This is a genomic window from Chryseobacterium oryctis (assembly GCF_025971925.1).
GTDB classification, from domain to species: Bacteria; Bacteroidota; Bacteroidia; order Flavobacteriales; family Weeksellaceae; genus Chryseobacterium; species Chryseobacterium oryctis.
The window spans coordinates 88,644-104,958 of record NZ_JAPDHV010000008.1; the positions used below are offsets into that span (position 1 = coordinate 88,644).

At 31.6% G+C, this 16,315-nt stretch carries 18 protein-coding genes; 6 read left to right on the forward strand and 12 right to left on the reverse strand.

All coding sequences use genetic code 11. From position 1 onward, the window contains the following. On the reverse strand, positions 1–381 hold the full coding sequence (gene mscL, locus OH806_RS15020; RefSeq protein WP_264744495.1) for a large conductance mechanosensitive channel protein MscL: 381 nt from the start codon (positions 379–381) through the stop codon (positions 1–3). Between the two features lie 141 nt (positions 382–522). Between mscL and OH806_RS15025 the strand changes: the two genes are divergently transcribed. Then, complete coding sequence (locus OH806_RS15025; RefSeq protein ID WP_264744496.1) at positions 523–2,034, forward strand: NAD(P)H-hydrate dehydratase; 1,512 nt, start codon at positions 523–525, stop codon at positions 2,032–2,034. Positions 2,035–2,106: 72 nt separating this feature from the next. On the opposite strand, the gene lgt is transcribed toward OH806_RS15025, so the two are convergent. After that, positions 2,107–2,973, reverse strand: coding sequence for a prolipoprotein diacylglyceryl transferase (lgt, locus tag OH806_RS15030; protein ID WP_406567647.1), 867 nt, complete (start codon positions 2,971–2,973; stop codon positions 2,107–2,109). A gap of 435 nt (positions 2,974–3,408) precedes the next feature. Beyond that, positions 3,409–3,651, reverse strand: a complete 243-nt coding sequence (gene yidD, locus OH806_RS15035) for a membrane protein insertion efficiency factor YidD (RefSeq protein WP_264744497.1) — start codon at positions 3,649–3,651, stop codon at positions 3,409–3,411. A 192-nt stretch (positions 3,652–3,843) separates the two neighbouring features. Here yidD and OH806_RS15040 point away from each other — a divergent pair, with 192 nt between their 5' ends. Further along, a complete protein-coding gene (locus OH806_RS15040; protein WP_264744498.1) occupies positions 3,844–5,121 on the forward strand; it encodes a replication-associated recombination protein A in 1,278 nt (425 codons plus the stop codon). Positions 5,122–5,169: 48 nt separating this feature from the next. Here the strand turns inward: OH806_RS15040 and OH806_RS15045 are convergent, their stop codons facing one another. The 6 genes from OH806_RS15045 to OH806_RS15070 all read right to left on the reverse strand — a co-directional run bounded on the left by OH806_RS15045 (position 5,170) and on the right by OH806_RS15070 (position 10,394). Beyond that, entirely contained in the window at positions 5,170–5,604 is a 435-nt protein-coding gene (locus OH806_RS15045; RefSeq protein ID WP_264744499.1) for a hypothetical protein, read from the reverse strand. A 107-nt stretch (positions 5,605–5,711) separates the two neighbouring features. Next, complete coding sequence (locus tag OH806_RS15050) at positions 5,712–6,086, reverse strand: DUF2339 domain-containing protein (protein ID WP_264744500.1); 375 nt, start codon at positions 6,084–6,086, stop codon at positions 5,712–5,714. Continuing rightward, positions 6,031–7,935: a DUF2339 domain-containing protein gene (locus OH806_RS15055; protein ID WP_264744501.1), complete on the reverse strand. Its 1,905-nt coding sequence runs from the start codon at positions 7,933–7,935 to the stop codon at positions 6,031–6,033. The genes OH806_RS15050 and OH806_RS15055 overlap by 56 nt, the downstream gene beginning before the upstream one ends. Before the next feature lie 111 nt (positions 7,936–8,046). Then, entirely contained in the window at positions 8,047–8,766 is a 720-nt protein-coding gene (locus tag OH806_RS15060; RefSeq protein ID WP_264744502.1) for a hypothetical protein, read from the reverse strand. A 270-nt stretch (positions 8,767–9,036) separates the two neighbouring features. Then, a complete protein-coding gene (gene pheA / locus OH806_RS15065) occupies positions 9,037–9,885 on the reverse strand; it encodes a prephenate dehydratase (RefSeq protein WP_264744503.1) in 849 nt (282 codons plus the stop codon). An 89-nt stretch (positions 9,886–9,974) separates the two neighbouring features. Then, complete coding sequence (locus tag OH806_RS15070; RefSeq protein WP_264744504.1) at positions 9,975–10,394, reverse strand: acyl-CoA thioesterase; 420 nt, start codon at positions 10,392–10,394, stop codon at positions 9,975–9,977. A 136-nt stretch (positions 10,395–10,530) separates the two neighbouring features. Between OH806_RS15070 and dnaA the strand changes: the two genes are divergently transcribed. Then, positions 10,531–11,985 carry a chromosomal replication initiator protein DnaA gene (gene dnaA, locus OH806_RS15075; RefSeq protein WP_264744505.1) on the forward strand — a complete coding sequence of 485 codons (1,455 nt, stop codon included), beginning with the start codon at positions 10,531–10,533 and terminating at the stop codon, positions 11,983–11,985. Positions 11,986–12,143: 158 nt separating this feature from the next. Here the strand turns inward: dnaA and OH806_RS15080 are convergent, their stop codons facing one another. Together OH806_RS15080 and OH806_RS15085 are read right to left on the reverse strand one after the other, a co-directional pair. After that, positions 12,144–12,326, reverse strand: a complete 183-nt coding sequence (locus OH806_RS15080) for a hypothetical protein (RefSeq protein WP_264744506.1) — start codon at positions 12,324–12,326, stop codon at positions 12,144–12,146. Next, entirely contained in the window at positions 12,290–12,883 is a 594-nt protein-coding gene (locus tag OH806_RS15085; protein ID WP_264744507.1) for a hypothetical protein, read from the reverse strand. Before OH806_RS15085 ends, OH806_RS15080 begins: the two co-directional genes overlap by 37 nt. A 140-nt stretch (positions 12,884–13,023) precedes the next feature. Between OH806_RS15085 and OH806_RS15090 the strand changes: the two genes are divergently transcribed. Continuing rightward, the gene (locus tag OH806_RS15090; RefSeq protein ID WP_264744508.1) at positions 13,024–13,473 is read left to right on the forward strand and encodes a low molecular weight protein-tyrosine-phosphatase; all 450 of its coding nucleotides are present in this window, start codon (positions 13,024–13,026) and stop codon (positions 13,471–13,473) included. Positions 13,474–13,542: 69 nt separating this feature from the next. After that, positions 13,543–14,241, forward strand: coding sequence for an SAM-dependent methyltransferase (locus tag OH806_RS15095; protein ID WP_264744509.1), 699 nt, complete (start codon positions 13,543–13,545; stop codon positions 14,239–14,241). A gap of 4 nt (positions 14,242–14,245) precedes the next feature. Here OH806_RS15095 and OH806_RS15100 read toward each other — a convergent pair whose 3' ends face one another. Next, complete coding sequence (locus OH806_RS15100; protein ID WP_264744510.1) at positions 14,246–15,109, reverse strand: DUF4349 domain-containing protein; 864 nt, start codon at positions 15,107–15,109, stop codon at positions 14,246–14,248. A 137-nt stretch (positions 15,110–15,246) separates the two neighbouring features. Here OH806_RS15100 and OH806_RS15105 point away from each other — a divergent pair, with 137 nt between their 5' ends. Next, complete coding sequence (locus OH806_RS15105; protein ID WP_264744511.1) at positions 15,247–16,314, forward strand: DUF2891 domain-containing protein; 1,068 nt, start codon at positions 15,247–15,249, stop codon at positions 16,312–16,314. The last annotated feature ends 1 nt before the right edge of the window (position 16,315 follow it).

A 16,315-nucleotide genomic window follows, 5' to 3' on the forward strand; every position in this document is an offset into this window, starting at 1 on the left:
TTATATGTTATTTTTACTTTTAAGTAAATCTCTGATTTCAGTCAATAACTTCTGATCTTCAGTTGGTCCCGCAGGAGCTGCTTCTTCTTTCTTTACAACCTTATTAGCTCCCTTTATGATCCAGAAAAGAACCATTGCAATACACAAAAAGCTAATTACTGCAGAAAGGAAATTACCATAAGCTACACCATTCCAAGAAAGTTTTGAAATATTTTCAGCACCAGCAGCTTTAAGAGCAGGATTTAATAGTAATGGAGTTACTACGTCCTCAACTAAAGACGAAACAATTTTTCCGAATGCACCACCGATGATTACACCGACAGCTAGATCTAATACATTGCCCTTAAAAGCAAACTCTTTAAATTCCTTGACAAATCCCATAATTTATATTTTTTAATTAATTTACACACAAAAGTAACAATTTAAAACTTTAATTTTCGATACTTTTGTTAGTTTTTCAATTTCACATTTACTGATTCGGAAAGAATGAGTAAATTTAATTTAATAAAAAAAACAATTTCTATGAAAATTTTCTCTGCAGAGCAGATTCGCAATTGTGATCAATATACGATTGCTAATGAACCCATTTTATCAATACAGCTAATGGAAAGGGCGGCTTTTGCCTGTGTTAACTGGATTTCCGAAAACTGCAAAAACCACAGAAATTTTGCAATATTTTGTGGTAACGGTAATAATGGAGGTGATGGTTTAGCTATTGCCAAAATGCTTTATTTCAAAGGGTTTGATGTTGATGTTTTTGTGGATTCAAAAGCAAAATTTTCAGATGATGCTAATATAAACTTTAGAGAATTAAGAGAAGTTTCAGGGATTTTAATAAAGAGTTTTAAAGATGTAGATAATTATCGTTTTGATAGTAGAACAATTATTATTGATGCCTTGTTTGGGACAGGATTATCTCGAAATTTAGAAGGCGAATTTAAAGATTTGGTTGATACTTTAAACTCGAAAAATAGTTTCAAAATATCAATAGATACTCCTTCTGGACTTTTTGCAGACAAAAATATAGATGAAAATTCAACGGTTTTTAGAGCTGATTATACTTTAAGTTTTCAGTTTTGGAAAAAGAGTTTTTTACATCCTGAAACAGGACAATATACAGGAAAAGTTGAAATTTTAGATATTAATTTAAGCCAGGAATATATTCTCCAAACAGAAACAGATGATTTTGTAATTTGCGATAGAGTAAATAATATTTTAAAGCCACGAAATGATTTTTCGCATAAGGGAACTTACGGCAAGGTAACGATAGTTGCAGGAAGTTATGGTAAAATGGGAGCTGCTGTCTTGGCTGTAAAATCGGCTTTGAGAACAGGTGCTGGATTGGCTTTTGCACATGCACCAAAATGTGGTTATGAAATTCTTCAGACTTCCTGTCCGGAAGCTATATTTATTGAAGGAGGAAACGAAATTGTAGATACAATTTCTTTACAAGAAGATTGTGTTTATGGAATAGGTCCAGGATTGGGAACAGATGAGAAAACTAAAGAAGCTGTTTTGGAATTCCTTAAAAATAATTCTAAGCCTCTAGTTTTAGATGCTGATGCATTAAATATCGTTGCTCAAAATCAAGATAATTTTAAGCTTATTCCTAAAAAATCTATCATTACTCCACACCCAAAAGAGTTTGAAAGACTATTTGGTGAAACTGAAAATTCATTTGAAAGACTGGAATTAGCAAAGAAGAAAACAAAAGAATTGGATATAATCATTGTTTTGAAGGATCATCATACTCAAATCATTACTCCAGAAGGAAGGGTTTATTATAATATTACAGGAAATTCAGGGTTAGCAAAAGGAGGTAGTGGAGATGTTTTGACGGGTATTATTACTTCTTTTTTAGCTCAAGGATATTCTGAAGAACACGCTGCAATTTTGGGAATTTACTTACATGGTAGAGCAGCCGATTTTGCCGCTGAAAAGTATTCTAAAGAAGCGATGCTTCCAACAGATGTGATTAATGAATTTGGAAAGGTCTTTGAAGATATCAACAGAAAGATAGAATCAGAATTATAGTAGAAAAATAGATACAAAAAAAGCAGATTTGTAAATTTTACAAATCTGCTTTTTTCTTTATTAATTTTAAAACTATTGAGGCTTTTCGTTTTCTGCCTGAGTTATTTTAAATTTTTTAGAAACAAACATAATCACAAAACCTGCAATCATAAAAGGAATTGAAAGAACTTGTCCAGTGTTTAGCCCTGCAAATTGAATAAATTCATCACCTTGAGGTTCTTTTAAAAACTCTACAAAGAACCTGATTGCCCAAAGAATAATAAAAAATAATCCGAACAGCCATCCTTGCTGATATTTTTTGTTAGTTTTTCTATACAAAATCCATAAAAGAACAAATAAACAAACGTATCCGAAGGCTTCAAATAATTGTGCCGGATAACGAGGAACTGTTAAACCATATTCGCTGCTTTGTTGTGGGAAAAGTAATGCAAAAGGAGAGTTGGGATCAACTTGTTTTCCGATGATTTCAGAATTGAAGAAATTGCCCATTCTTACAAAAGCTCCTCCTAATGCAACCACAATTCCTAATCTGTCGTATACCCAGAAAGGATTTTTCTTGATAATTTTATAGGAATAATATAATGTAGTGAAAATTAATGCGATTGTAGCTCCATGACTTGCCAGACCAGAAAAGCCAGTGAATTTTATACCATTTTTAGTGCTTATTGGTAAAAAGACACTCCAGAAATCTTCTTTGAAAAGTTCTGGTTGATAGAAAATTACATGTCCCATTCTTGCTCCAAGAATTGTCCCTATCAATGTCCAAGTGAAAAGAGGTTCAAGATATTTTTGATTTACATTATCAATTTTAAAAATTTTCGTCATTAAAACATATCCGAGACCAAATGCAAAAACAAACATTAAGCTATAAAAATGGAGTGTAAATGGTCCCAGTTTTATACCTTTTGAGGGATCCCAGATTTTGAAAGATGTTTCCAGTTCTACATTGTCTGAAGAAGCGATTGGCTTGTCAGATTTTACAGCGTATTTAAACTTTTCAGCATTTTCTTGTGAAGCAGGAACATCAATTAATTTAAAATTTTTATCAAAAAACTGGTATTTTGAGTCTTTTAGTTTATTTAATGTTAATATGTTGGAGTTGTACGGATTGGGTTCAACATTAGATTCATTCAATATAATTAAAGTATTTCCGTCAACTTTTCTGTCCGGGAAAATATTTAAGTCTCCAAGTTCGGTTGTAGAATATATTTTTACGGGAACGTTTGTAGAATTTACTTTCAAAGTTCCATCAGATAAACCTTCCGGATAGTTTTGCGCAAAAGTAAATTGCACTAAGAAGGCAAATATTGTGAGGTAGATTCTGAAAAAAATATTGTTCATATTTATTTTTTTTAGTACGTTTTTTATTAAAATTTATTTCTTTGGTGGAACTGGGTCGTAGCCACTTCCTCCCCAAGGATGACATCTTGCTATTCTTTTTAAACCAAGCCAAAATCCTTTAAAAATACCATGAACCTGCAATGATTTTAGCACATAATGTGAACAGGTAGGCTCATAACGGCAATTTTTGGGAAGTAAAGGCGAAATAAACCATTGGTAAAATTTTATTAAAATTACCAGAGGAAAAGTGATTATTTTATTGAATGTAAGTTTCAAAACATTGCAAAAATAGGGTAAAAAATTGAAAATTAGTTTAATTTTGTTATAAGTTTAGAGACAGTAAACAGGGGTTCGTCGGATATAATCGGGTGTTTGTCGATGAGGCGTTTTCAATGGTGTGAAAACTGGATTTTTAAGCTTTTTTTTTGAACTTTATATTGTAGTTTACTTTAAAATTAAATCAAAATCTTGAGTCAAAATATTCCTTTAGCAGAAAAATTGAGACCTAAAACTTTAGATGATGTTTTAGGGCAGGAGCATCTTACCGGAGAAAAAGGTACTATTAGAAAAATGATTAATAATAATACCTTGAATTCTCTTATTTTTTGGGGACCTCCCGGAACAGGAAAAACAACTCTTGCGGAGATTGTTTCTGAAAAATCGGGTAGAAAGTTTTATAAACTTTCGGCAGTATCGTCTGGGGTGAAAGATGTTCGGGATGTGATTGAAGATGCGAAAAAACAAAATTTGTTTTCAGGAAAATCACCAATTTTATTTATTGATGAAATTCACCGTTTTAATAAATCCCAGCAAGATTCTCTTCTTCATGCAGTGGAAAAAGGCTGGATTGTTTTGATTGGTGCAACTACGGAAAATCCTAGTTTTGAGGTGGTTTCTGCATTGCTTTCCAGAAGTCAGGTGTATATTTTAAAGGCTTTGAGCTATGAGAAGTTAGAAGAACTAATCGATATTGCTCTTAAAAGATATAATCAGGATGAAAAAACTGATTTTGAAATTGTCGATAAACAGGCTTTTATTCAATATTCCGGAGGAGATGGCAGGAAACTGATTAATTCTGTTGAATTGGTTTTGAACCAGTATAAAAATTCAGGTAAAAAAGAAATTACAAATGATGATGTGCTTGAAGTTTTACAGGAAACAATGGCGCTTTATGATAAAAACGGAGAGCAGCATTACGATATTATTTCGGCATTTATAAAATCAATGAGAGGAAGTGACCCAAATGGAGCGGTTTATTGGTTGGCAAGAATGATTGCAGGAGGTGAGGATATCAAATTTATAGCAAGAAGGATGGTTATTTTAGCAGCAGAAGATATTGGGTTGGCAAATCCGAATGCGTTGGTAATTGCTAATAATTGTTTTCAGGCTGTGAATGTAATCGGAAACCCTGAAGCGAGAATTATTTTGAGTGAGACTGCGGTTTATTTGGCAGTTTCTCCGAAAAGCAATTCTACCTATATGGCTATAAATGATGCTTTGGCTTTGGTGAAACAAACAGGTAATTTGCCTGTGCCTTTGCATTTGAGAAATGCTCCGACAAAACTAATGAAGGATTTGGACTATGGAAAAGAATACAAATATGCACATTCTTATGAAGGGAGCTTTGTGGAACAGGATTTTCTTCCTGAGGAAATTAAAAATGTTAAGCTTTATGAACCTGGAAACAATAGCACAGAGAAAAAAATCTATGAAGAATTAAAGAAAAAATGGAATGATAAATATTAAAAAAGGATACTCAATCGAGTATCCTTTTTTAGTGTATAATTGGAGAAATTATCTTAAAGTACTGATGAACAAAGATTTTTTACCATTGTTATCTTTTACTTCCATTTTCGCTAAGATATCACCAAAAACTTTAGTTTCAGTATTTGAAAATTCATATCCATCAATGAAAACAGGTGTATTGTTTGGTAATTGATATTGTTCGTTAAGCTGTGCAAGAGTTATTTTATCCAAGCCATCAAAACCATTTTTGATTTTATACTCCGTTAAACCTTTTTCAGCAATAGAACTGTATTTTTTAAGGTTTTGTGGTAGGTTGGCTGATGTTTTATAAACATTAGAGCTCTGTACAATGCTTTTTTTAGCATTAAACATATCTACTGTTCCGATGACATCATTGGCAACAGCAAATCGTGTTGTTGGGTTCTTCTGAGCAAATAAAGTTACAGAAGCAAATAATAATAAAGAGTAGAAGATTTTTTTCATAACTGGAGAATATGTATCAATTAAAAATTGCGATAAATATAGTTATTTTTTATAAAAATTGAATAGATTTTCCTATAAATTTAATAATTAATCATAAAATAAAGATTTTATTGAGATTTTGTATTCTTATTTTCAAGGTTTTCTTCTTTTTTATCTACCATATTTTTGATGATGTTCTTTAATCTCTGGAATGTAAATGAGCTTAAAAGCAAGATGATTCCTAAGATTATAAAAGCTATTATTCTAGAAACATTATCCATCTGCCAAACATCATAAGTGTAGAGTTTTAAAATCATAACTCCAATTAATACAAAACCTATTTTATTAAGTTCAGAAAGAGATTTTTTTAATCCTAAATAAATGAAAATACTTGAAAGAATCGCCCATATTATCGGTAAATATAGAATGCTGAAATGGCTTTGAAGATCATAAGATTCTGCAATGTTTTTTGCATTTGATAAGATATATATGATAAAGTTCAAAGCTTATAAGATTGATTATAGCGAATGATAATAGCCAATAAGAGAACCTGTTTTTAGTGAAATTTGATTTTGGAATAATTCTCCAAGTTATAAAAATGAAAGGAATTAAATACAAGAGATGAAAAGCATAAAAATCTTTCTGAAGTTTATTGACAAGAATAGAATCAATAACTTCTGATGAAACAAAAGCACTATTAATGATTATCAATAACATAAAGATGTAGATAATGGCTGTTTCGAGAAATTTATTAAGCTTTAGAATTTTTCTTAAAAGTAATAATATAAGAATGTAGCAAAGACTGTATAAAAAACTTATACTCAGAATCACAGAATATAGTTTTTCAGAGGTCTGATAAATGATTTCAAATAGTAAAGCAAGATAAATTACCCCATAACTTATAAAAGTGAAAAGGTCTTCAAAAAGATTAGTTTTTTCTTCTTTATCACTATCACTGAGTTTTCTTAATAAAATCAGATTAAAAAGTGTTGTAACTGCCGTTACGGAAGTTGTTAAAAATACTGGATTGAAAATAATATTTAAATTTTTTGAATTAAAATATTCTGTCCATGTAACTAATTGTGAAATGATAACCAATGGAAATAAAACATAGAAACAATTTTTGAAGATATTTTGTCTGGTTTTTTTCCAAATAAATAATAATAAAGAGGCTTCAATTGCCCAAACACTTGTTATTAAATGTGCTTTGAATTGTAGAGCTATGGTGAGTGTGACAAGACTGATTGTAATTGCTGTAAATACAGAATAATTTGTTCCAAAATCTTTCTTTTTATATTCTTTGAGAAGAAAAAAGCCATTTATGAGAGCAAAAATAAATGGGAAAATAAATATCGGAGTGTATTTTAATTCATTAAAAATATAAACCAACCCAATTATACTTGAGAAGTTGATTAATACTAACATCAGAATATCTCCTGATGAAAGTTTATTCGACTTAAAGTAGTTCTGTAGTGCATATGCGTAGAAAATAAGATAAGTCAGAATATAGAATAAGATGGAAAGGCTTTCTGTTTTATCAATAGTCCAATTGAAAAGATAAGCATTAGTAAAAGCAAAAGAAATCCAACCAACGCTTCTCCAGTTTTTGAGGAAAACGATGATGAGCATTCCTATGTTTAAAACCATTAAATAGGTAAATAGGAAAGGGTAGTTACTTTGACCTGAGCTTATCATTAAAGGAGCTAAAAAACCACCAAATAATGAAAAAATAATTAAAATTTCACTTTTGTAATAATAAGAAACTGTAATTGAAAGTAGGGTAGTAATACAAGTCAGGATAAATGCAATATTTTGGCTGAAAAGATGATATTCTCTAAATGCAATGGTGATTGTGAAATATAAGACTGCAATTCCGCCTCCGGTAATAATTGATGAGAAAGCGTTGTAATTCTTTTTTAGAAAATGCCCGATTACCATTATAATTGTTCCGGTTGCAATTCCGATTCCTACTCTTGTGGTTTCTCCAATCCAGTTTTTATCGATGGCATATTTTACAAAATACCCGATTCCTAAAACAAGAGTTATAATTCCGATAATTGTTAAAGCATTTTGTTTCAAAAAATCGAAAATTGGAGCGCTCCAATCTTTTTGAGGTGTCTCTGGAGTTTTTTTCCTCACTTGATTTTGAGGTTGCTCAATTTCAGGAAGAGTAGTCTTAAAAGATGTTTGAGGTTGTATGGGATTTGTCTGTTGAAATTCAGCTTCTGTTTTAGGCTCTGTTTTTTTTGAATCTAGCTGAGAAATTCTATTTTCCAGCTCATTGATTCTGTTATTTAGCCTGAAATAAATAAAAAGGATGATTATTATTAATATGATGATTGTGGCTTCCATTTATTGGTTTTATTTTTCAAATATACTCAATTGTAAAGTCTATAAATAATTAATCCATCAACAATTATGATGGATTAATTTTAATGGTTAAAAAATTAGAATGTTAAAAATCTAATTAGACACTTTGTGAACAAAGAAAGAACCGGAACTAGAACCTAAAATTGAGTCGTCAAGAAGTGCTGAACTTATCAGTCCAAATGAAATTCTGTCTCCTGCTTGAAAAGTATAAAGAGAGTTAAGGCTGCTCTCGGAAATTGTTACACTGAGTACCAGCGGAACATTTGCTCCGGCAAATGTTTGACTGTCAATAAGGGTTGCAACATTACTTCTAGTTCTCACGATTCCTATACCTGGTGAGTTTGCTAGAACAGAAGCTTGCACACCTGTTCCGTATCGAAAGTGATAACCTATTTCATATACTCCTGGGGACGGGATGATATAGGTATTATCAGTATCTGAGAATAAGGCGCTATTTCCAACAGTTTTTTCTGCAGTAAGAAAATTAACGGCTCTAAATCCACTTGGAAATAGAGCTAAAGATAATAAACTTATACCTGTTGTTTTTTTTGCTGCATATACAGAGATATCCGTATTCGCAGCATTAACTAACAGTTGAGGATCAATTTGGCTAACTTGGAAATCTCCGCCAGAATTCTGATTTACTGTTAGGATTTGCTGACCTGTGAGGTTGGTGACAATGGGAGTTTGTCTTACTTTCATTGTGCCATTTACATCTAACATGGCTGTAGGATTAGGTGTTCCAATCCCGACCTGAGAAAAAGCCGAAACAGATATTACTGCTCCAATAAGCTTAAAAATTTTGGTTTTCATAATTAAAACGTGGTATTTAGGCATTTTGAAATTACGCAAAAATTAAACCTTATTGTTGTAGAATTATTACTACGTTATTAATATGATGGTGTTTTTATTAAATTTATTTGAAATTAGTTAAAAGTCTTTTTGTTGTTGATAGTTGTTATTATATCAATTGTATGTGATAAAATATTAAGGTTTATAAAAATTAAATTTTGAAATAGTTTTATATAGAAAGAGAAATCCTGCTGGTTTTAGCAGGATTTATAATTTAACTTATTAAGTTCTTTAGCTCATTAAAAGAAATTCTTTGTAATTTCCAAGAAAATCTACTTCTACATTGATGGATTTTAATTCTTCTAAAGAATTATTATGAAGAACATCATCCCAGTTTCCAACTACATTAATATAAAAAAAATAGTTTCCAAGCCCTGTTTTTAATGTTCTGGATTCTATTTTACTTAGATTCATCTTTCTCCATGCGAAAACAGATAATACCTGATGCAGACCTCCGGCATGATCTTCAGGAAGAGTTATTAATAATCCGGATTTTTCACCAAGTATTGTAAGTTTATTGTTATTGTATTTTGTATGGTTTTTAGATATGATGATAAAACGTGTATGATTCTGTTCAAAATCCTGTATGTTGTGATTAATAATTTTTAAACCATACAAATTAGACGCAAACTGATTTGCAACAGCGGCAATTTTATTTTGCGGATTTTCAGAAACAAATTTTGCAGCAGCGGCAGTGGAAGAAAAATCTTGTCTTGCTATATTTTTATAATGCGTATCTAAAAAGTGGAAACTTTGAGCTAAAGCCTGTGGATGTGAATATATTCTTTCAATGTCTTCAATATTGTTTTCAGGATGTATCATTAGATGATGAGCAATCGGCATTACAGCTTCAGCTTCTATTTTGATATTTGGAGTTTTGTAGAGATAATCCAAAGTCATAGAAACGGTTCCTTCAATAGAGTTTTCCAGCGGAACAACAGCTTTGTCAACCTCTCCATTTTCTACTGCTGTAAAACAATCCAAAATATTGGCTTGAGGTAGAAATTCTTCGTCATAAAAAAGTTGTGCAGCTGCAAGCTGAGTGAAGCTGGCTTGTGGTCCCAAAAATGCAATCTTCATCGTGTAATCATTAAAAACAGATATGCAAATGTGCAAATAATATAATAAAACGGAGAATTGAATTTTTTAAATATTAATTGTAGTTTATGTTAAAATTTTTCTTCTTTCCAATTTTGTTCAATAAGCTTCATTAAAGCTTCAGGACATTTAATGATTTTTCCGGTTTTTGCCTCCAAAAAGAAAAGCGTGGTAGATGCTTCAGTGATTTTAATATGCTCTTCATTGTAAATCTCATATTCGAACTCAATTTTTACTCCTGGAATTTTTTTTATATAAGTATGTATTTCCAAATTTTGATCATATAAAGCTGGTTTTAAATACTTAATTTTATATTCTGAAACAGGCAACCAAATTCCCTGATTCTCAATCTCGTTGTAAGACATTCCTATGCTTCTGAAAAGTTCAACTCGGGCTACTTCAAAGTATTCTGCATAGTTGCCATAGTATACATATTTCATAGGATCTGTTTCTCCGTAACGAACTCGTATTGAGTGTGTTGTGTGTATCATTTTTATTTCTAAATTATACATACAAATATATTTTTAAATAATCAATACCTGCAAAATTTTTTTTTGAAGATAAAAAATGAGACCTTTGTCTTCCTTCCAAAAAGTACTAACCAAAGAATTAATCAGGGCATAAATTATGGATGAAAATTTAATGTTGATATGGCAGAAATGCCTTCAGTTCATGCGAGATAATCTAAACGCAGCTGAGGACAATTCTGATTTGAAAAAGCTTGAGAAATCTTTCGATTTATTGTTTGATAAAGTACAGCCAATTTCTTTGGTTGATAACAATCTGACACTAATGGTGCCAAGTGATTTTTACAAAGAATACATAGAAGATAATTATTTATCTCTACTTTCTGCTGCCCTGAAAAAAAATATTGGTAAAGGTGTGAAACTTTGGTATTCCGTAATGGAAAACAAGCCTTCTGGAATGGAGAAACCTGTTACTATGAATATGAGAGGGAAGAGTGTTCCTACTCCTAAAGTTCAGGAAACAATGCCTCAAGGTTTTTCTGCTAATATTGTGAACCCTTTCGTAGTTCCTGGAATCAAAAAAGTAAATATTGACTCTAACCTGAAATCTGATTTCTCTTTTGATAATTATGTAGAAGGTGAGAGTAATAAATTTGCTGCAACAGTAGCTCGTTCTATTGCCAAAAGACCTGGTGCAACGGCTTTTAATCCATTATTTTTATATGGAGGATATGGTGTAGGTAAAACTCACTTAGGTCAGGCTGTTGGTTTGGAAGTAAAAAGTCAGTTCCCTGATAAAGTGGTTTTGTATTTATCATCAGAAAAATTTATCCAGCAATTTATTTCTGCTGCAAAAGCGCATAAACAAACGGAATTTGCCAACTTCTATCAAATGGTAGATGTGTTGATTATTGATGATATTCAGTTCTTATCAGGTAAGTCTGCTACTCAGGATAGCTTCTTCCATATTTTTGATTATTTACATCAAAACGGAAAGCAGATTATCTTGACTTCAGATAAGGCTCCTGCTGATATTATGGATATTCAGGACAGGATTGTTTCCCGTTTCAAATGGGGACTTTCTGCAGAAATAAAATCTCCTGATTTAGAGACTCGTAAGAAAATTATTGTTGACAAGTTAAGCAGAGACGGTATTGTTCTTACAGATGATATGCTTGATTTCTTAGCTTCTGAAGCGAAAACAAATGTAAGAGAGCTTATCGGAGTTATTAATTCTGTAATTGCTTATTCTACGATTTATAAATCTGATTTGAGTCTTGAACTACTAAAAGAGACCATTAATAAGATTGCGGCAAACCAAAAGAAAATTATCAATATTCCTTATATTCAGGAAGTAGTGTGCGATTATTTTGGTATAAAAAGAGAACAACTTTTATCAAAAACAAGAAAAAGAGAAATTGCTCTTCCTAGACAATTGGCTATGTATTTTGCAAAGGAATTCACCAATGCTACTTTTACAAAAATTGGTGAAGAAATGGGAGGGAAAGACCATTCTACGGTAATGTATGCTTGCGAAACGATAAAAGACGTTTCTAAGATTGATAAAGAAGTGAAAAAGTATGTAAAGGAACTTACAGAAAAAATAAAGCACTAAAAATATATTTAATCAAAATATTAAAAAAAGGAGAATAATTTTATTCTCCTTTTTTAAGTTTACAGTATTTCTAATACTTAAGCTTTCGATTCTAATTAACAGAAATGAAATTATTTAGTTTTATATTTCCGAAAATCACTAACTAAAACTTATTGGTGTTAAAATTCTTCAGCAATCATAGATTCGTAAGTTGTTGAATTTATGCTTATTAGGGTTGTTGTAAGACGTATGATAGCTCCTGTTCCTAAATCATAAATATGCATAGTGTTGTATTCGTTTGTGCCTCCAGCTGGGTTTGAGGGGCTTACATTTGTCCAGGTATTCGGATTGATTGTTTGCAAGTTTCTTCCCTGCCATACTTGTCCATTAGCATTATTTTTCCATAAAACTCAACATCCCAGGTATTAAATTGTCTAGATGTACCATTATTAATTCTCATTTGCCAATAACCTCCGGCTGCATTTGAGCTATACCTGAATGAGTAATCTCCAGAACCGCTATTGATAACATTGGATGAGTTAGCAATAACTAAACGTTGTTTTGTTACATTAACGCCGGCAGTTTTTATATCCTGTGCAATAATATTTCCGTTTGCATCGGTAGATAAAGTATTGGCTTTGGGCAATTGTGTTATTTTTATGCCGGAAGTTCCGGCTATTTCGCTGTTTACTTCCAGGTTGTTTGTAGGTGTATTGGTGCCTACTCCCAATCTTCCTTGTGATGTTATCACCACATCATTACTTTGTTGTGCAGCCGTTGGTATTCCTGTAGTAACATTGTCTTTAGCTCCGTCTACATGAAACACAGCTTGTGGATTTTGGGTGTTGACTCCTACTTGTGCAAAGGTTGCTGTTGCTCCTAATGATAAAAGGAGCAAGGTCAAAACGCTTTTTTTCATTTGTTTAGGTTTTTTTAATTTGTGGGTTCAAAAGTACTTTGAAACAAAGATTTTTTATGTAATATTACATCTAGACGATTGTAGAATTAATACTAGGTTTCTTATTTTAGTAAACTGAAAAAGTATAATTTAAGATAGATATGAAAATATTAATGGTTTGTTTAGGGAATATTTGCAGAAGCCCTTTGGCTGAAGGAATTATGAAAAAAAAACTTCCTGAAAATTTTGTAGTTGATTCTGCTGGAACAATATCTATGCATGAAGGTGAGCACCCGGATAAAAGAGCAATAAAGACCGCTGCAAATCATAATATTGATATTTCAAAACAAAAATCAAGACCAATTACAAAAGAAGATTTTGAAACATTTGACAAAATCTATTGTATGGATAAAAGTGTTTATCAAGACGTTGTTTCAAAGGCACGAAATGATGAGGAAAGACGGAAAGTTTCTTTGTTTTTAGATGCTTTAGGAGATGATAATAATGTTGAAGTACCAGATCCTTATTGGGGAGGTATGAGTGATTTTGAAGATGTTTTCCAACTTTTAGATCGTGGTTGTGAAGCGGTAATGAACCAAATTTTAAATTAATTGAAAAAGCTTTTAACCTTATTCAATTTACCCGTAACTTTGCCAAAAATTTGAACTTAATATACTAAAATGCTTTTCTTACTTCCAGCTTATCTTTCAGAAAATACTTCTATCACTCATTTTTCGCCTGTAATAAAAGAATACATCATGCAAACTGATTATTTTTTCGTGGAAAATGAGAAAACAGCGAGAAAAGTTGTTAAGTTTTTTGCTCCGGAAAAAAAACAGTCGGATTTGAAACTCTATCTTTTGGATAAGTATACTGAAAATGCTGATATCAAAGAAGCTCAGGAACTAATGTTAAAAGGTCAGGATTTCGGATTGTTGTCTGAAGCAGGACTTCCTTGTATTGCGGATCCAGGGAATTTGATGGTGAAATGGTGTCATGAAAAAAACATCAAGGTTATCCCGATTTCAGGGCCATCTTCAATTATTTTGGCATTGATTTCTAGTGGTTTTAATGGTCAGGAATTTACTTTCAACGGATATTTACCAATTGACAAAGGAGAGAAAAAGAAACAGATTTTGCATTTAGAAAGTTTAGTTCAGAAAACAGGATATTCTCAGATTTTCATGGAAACACCTTACAGAAATAATCAGCTGTTTGATGATTTATGTAAGTTTTTGTCACCGAATACCAAACTTTGTATTGCTGCAAACATCAATGATCCGGAACAGGAATTTATTAAAACGAAAACTATAAAAGAATGGCAAAAACAAAAACCGGAACTTCATAAAATTCCGGCTGTATTTGTGTTGGGTAAATAATAAATTATTTCTTGGTTTTGCGTTTCCATTTTTTCCAAATCAGAATAAAGATAGGAAATAGTAAGAAATATGGCCAAAACGAAATTATTCCGAGGGAAAAAGAGACAAAGCTATTCCATCCTTCGGTAAAAGAATCTCCGAAACGACTTCCAAAGCCTATTTTTGATGTTGTTGAGCTTCTTATTTTCTCTTTATACAAAGTTAAATTGAAAGTGCTGTATTTTACCCTGTCGTCAATAAATCGGAGTCTACCTTCTGCAATGTCTATTTCATCTACCAATTCACGGATTTTCTCCTGAATTTCAATCATATCTTTAGTTGTAGAAGCAGACCTTAGCATATCCCGATATTTTTCAAGATATATTTTCTTATTGGCAAGTTTTATAGTTACATCTGTATATTCTTCCGTTACATCGTCAGAAGAGATGTTTTTTGATAAAATTGAGCCAACTCCATTTGAAAAAGAATCAATAAGAATGTCGAAATTTTTATGCGGAACACGAATGATTAGGTTTAAACTCTCATCTGTATCTGTATTTCTGAAATCTTCTTTTTGAACGTAAGCATTGCTTTTTGACAAGATTTCACCGACTTGTTGTTGAGCTTTTTTGATATCACCCACCTGAATGGTCATTTCCCCATTTTTGATGATTTTTTTTGAAATACTATCAATCTTAGAAGGATTATTAATTGAAGCAGATGAGTTGTCTGATAATGCTTTTTCAGAAATAGCTTGTGAAGGAGCTGGAGATTTAAGCTCTACATCTTCAAGGGCAACCATAGAACTTATTGATTTGTCATTAAGATTTTCATTTTTCTTACAATAAATAAGAGAAAAACAGAATAATGTTAAGAATAGTTTTTTCATATCTAAATATTTTAAGAATTATCAACAAATATTATACTTAAAATGATAGTTTTCAGTAGTTTTTTAAAGGTTGATTTGTGAATTTATAAAACCATCTTTTTGATTTATAAATTGAAATTATTTCCTAATTTTAATGAATGAAAAAAAGTCTTTTAGCAATTGTATTTTCTCCGTTTTTGATGTATGCTCAAGAAATTCCGAAACTTACGGATGAGATGGCTGTGAAATTATCAGAAAAACCACTTCATTGTATCAATCAGGAATATCCGAATAAGACGGCGCATATTATCAATAATGCAGGTGAAGTTCCTTTGAGTCCAAAAGATTTGCATCCTAGTTTTTATGGATGTTTTGATTGGCATAGTTCTGTACACGGACATTGGATGTTGGTTCGTTTATTAAAAACAAAACCTAATCTGTCGGTTGCAAAAGAGATTGAAAATATTCTTGAAAATTCCTTTAAAAAAGAAAACCTTCAAACAGAAGCTGATTATTTTACAAAATATCAATTGACAGGAACGTTTGAAAGAACCTATGGTTGGGCATGGCTGTTAAAACTTGACGAAGAATTAGCAACTTGGGATAATCCGAAGGCAAAAATCTGGCATCAGAATCTAAAACCTTTGACGGATAAAATTCTAAGTTCATGGAAGGCTTATTTACCAAAACAAACGTATCCTAATAGAACTGGAGTACATCCCAACACTGCTTTTGCAATGGTTTTTGCTCTAGATTGGGCAAGAGCAACGGGAGATGAAGATTTTGAAAATCAATTAACAGAGAAAGCAAAATATTTTTATTTGAGTAATACTAAAACTCCGGCATATCTTGAACCGGATGGTTCAGACTTTTTTTCTCCAAGTTTAGAGATTGCAGACTTGATGCGAAGAGTTCTTCCTCAGAAGGAATATGTAAAATGGCTGGATAATTTTTACGAAAAACGCAGTTTAGAAAATATTGAAAAAATTCCTGTGGTAAGTGATTTGAATGATTATCAAACGGTGCATTTAGTAGGATTATCTTTTACCAGAGCTTGGTGTATGAAGGGGATAGCGAAATCTCTTCCTGAAAATCATCCGCTGAAAAAAGATTTTCAGAAAACAGCTAATGTATTTTTAAATAACGGACTTCCTCTCTTATTCAAAGGAAATTATGGAGGCGACCATTGGTTGGCGAGTTTTGCGGTATATGCATTAGAAGATTAAA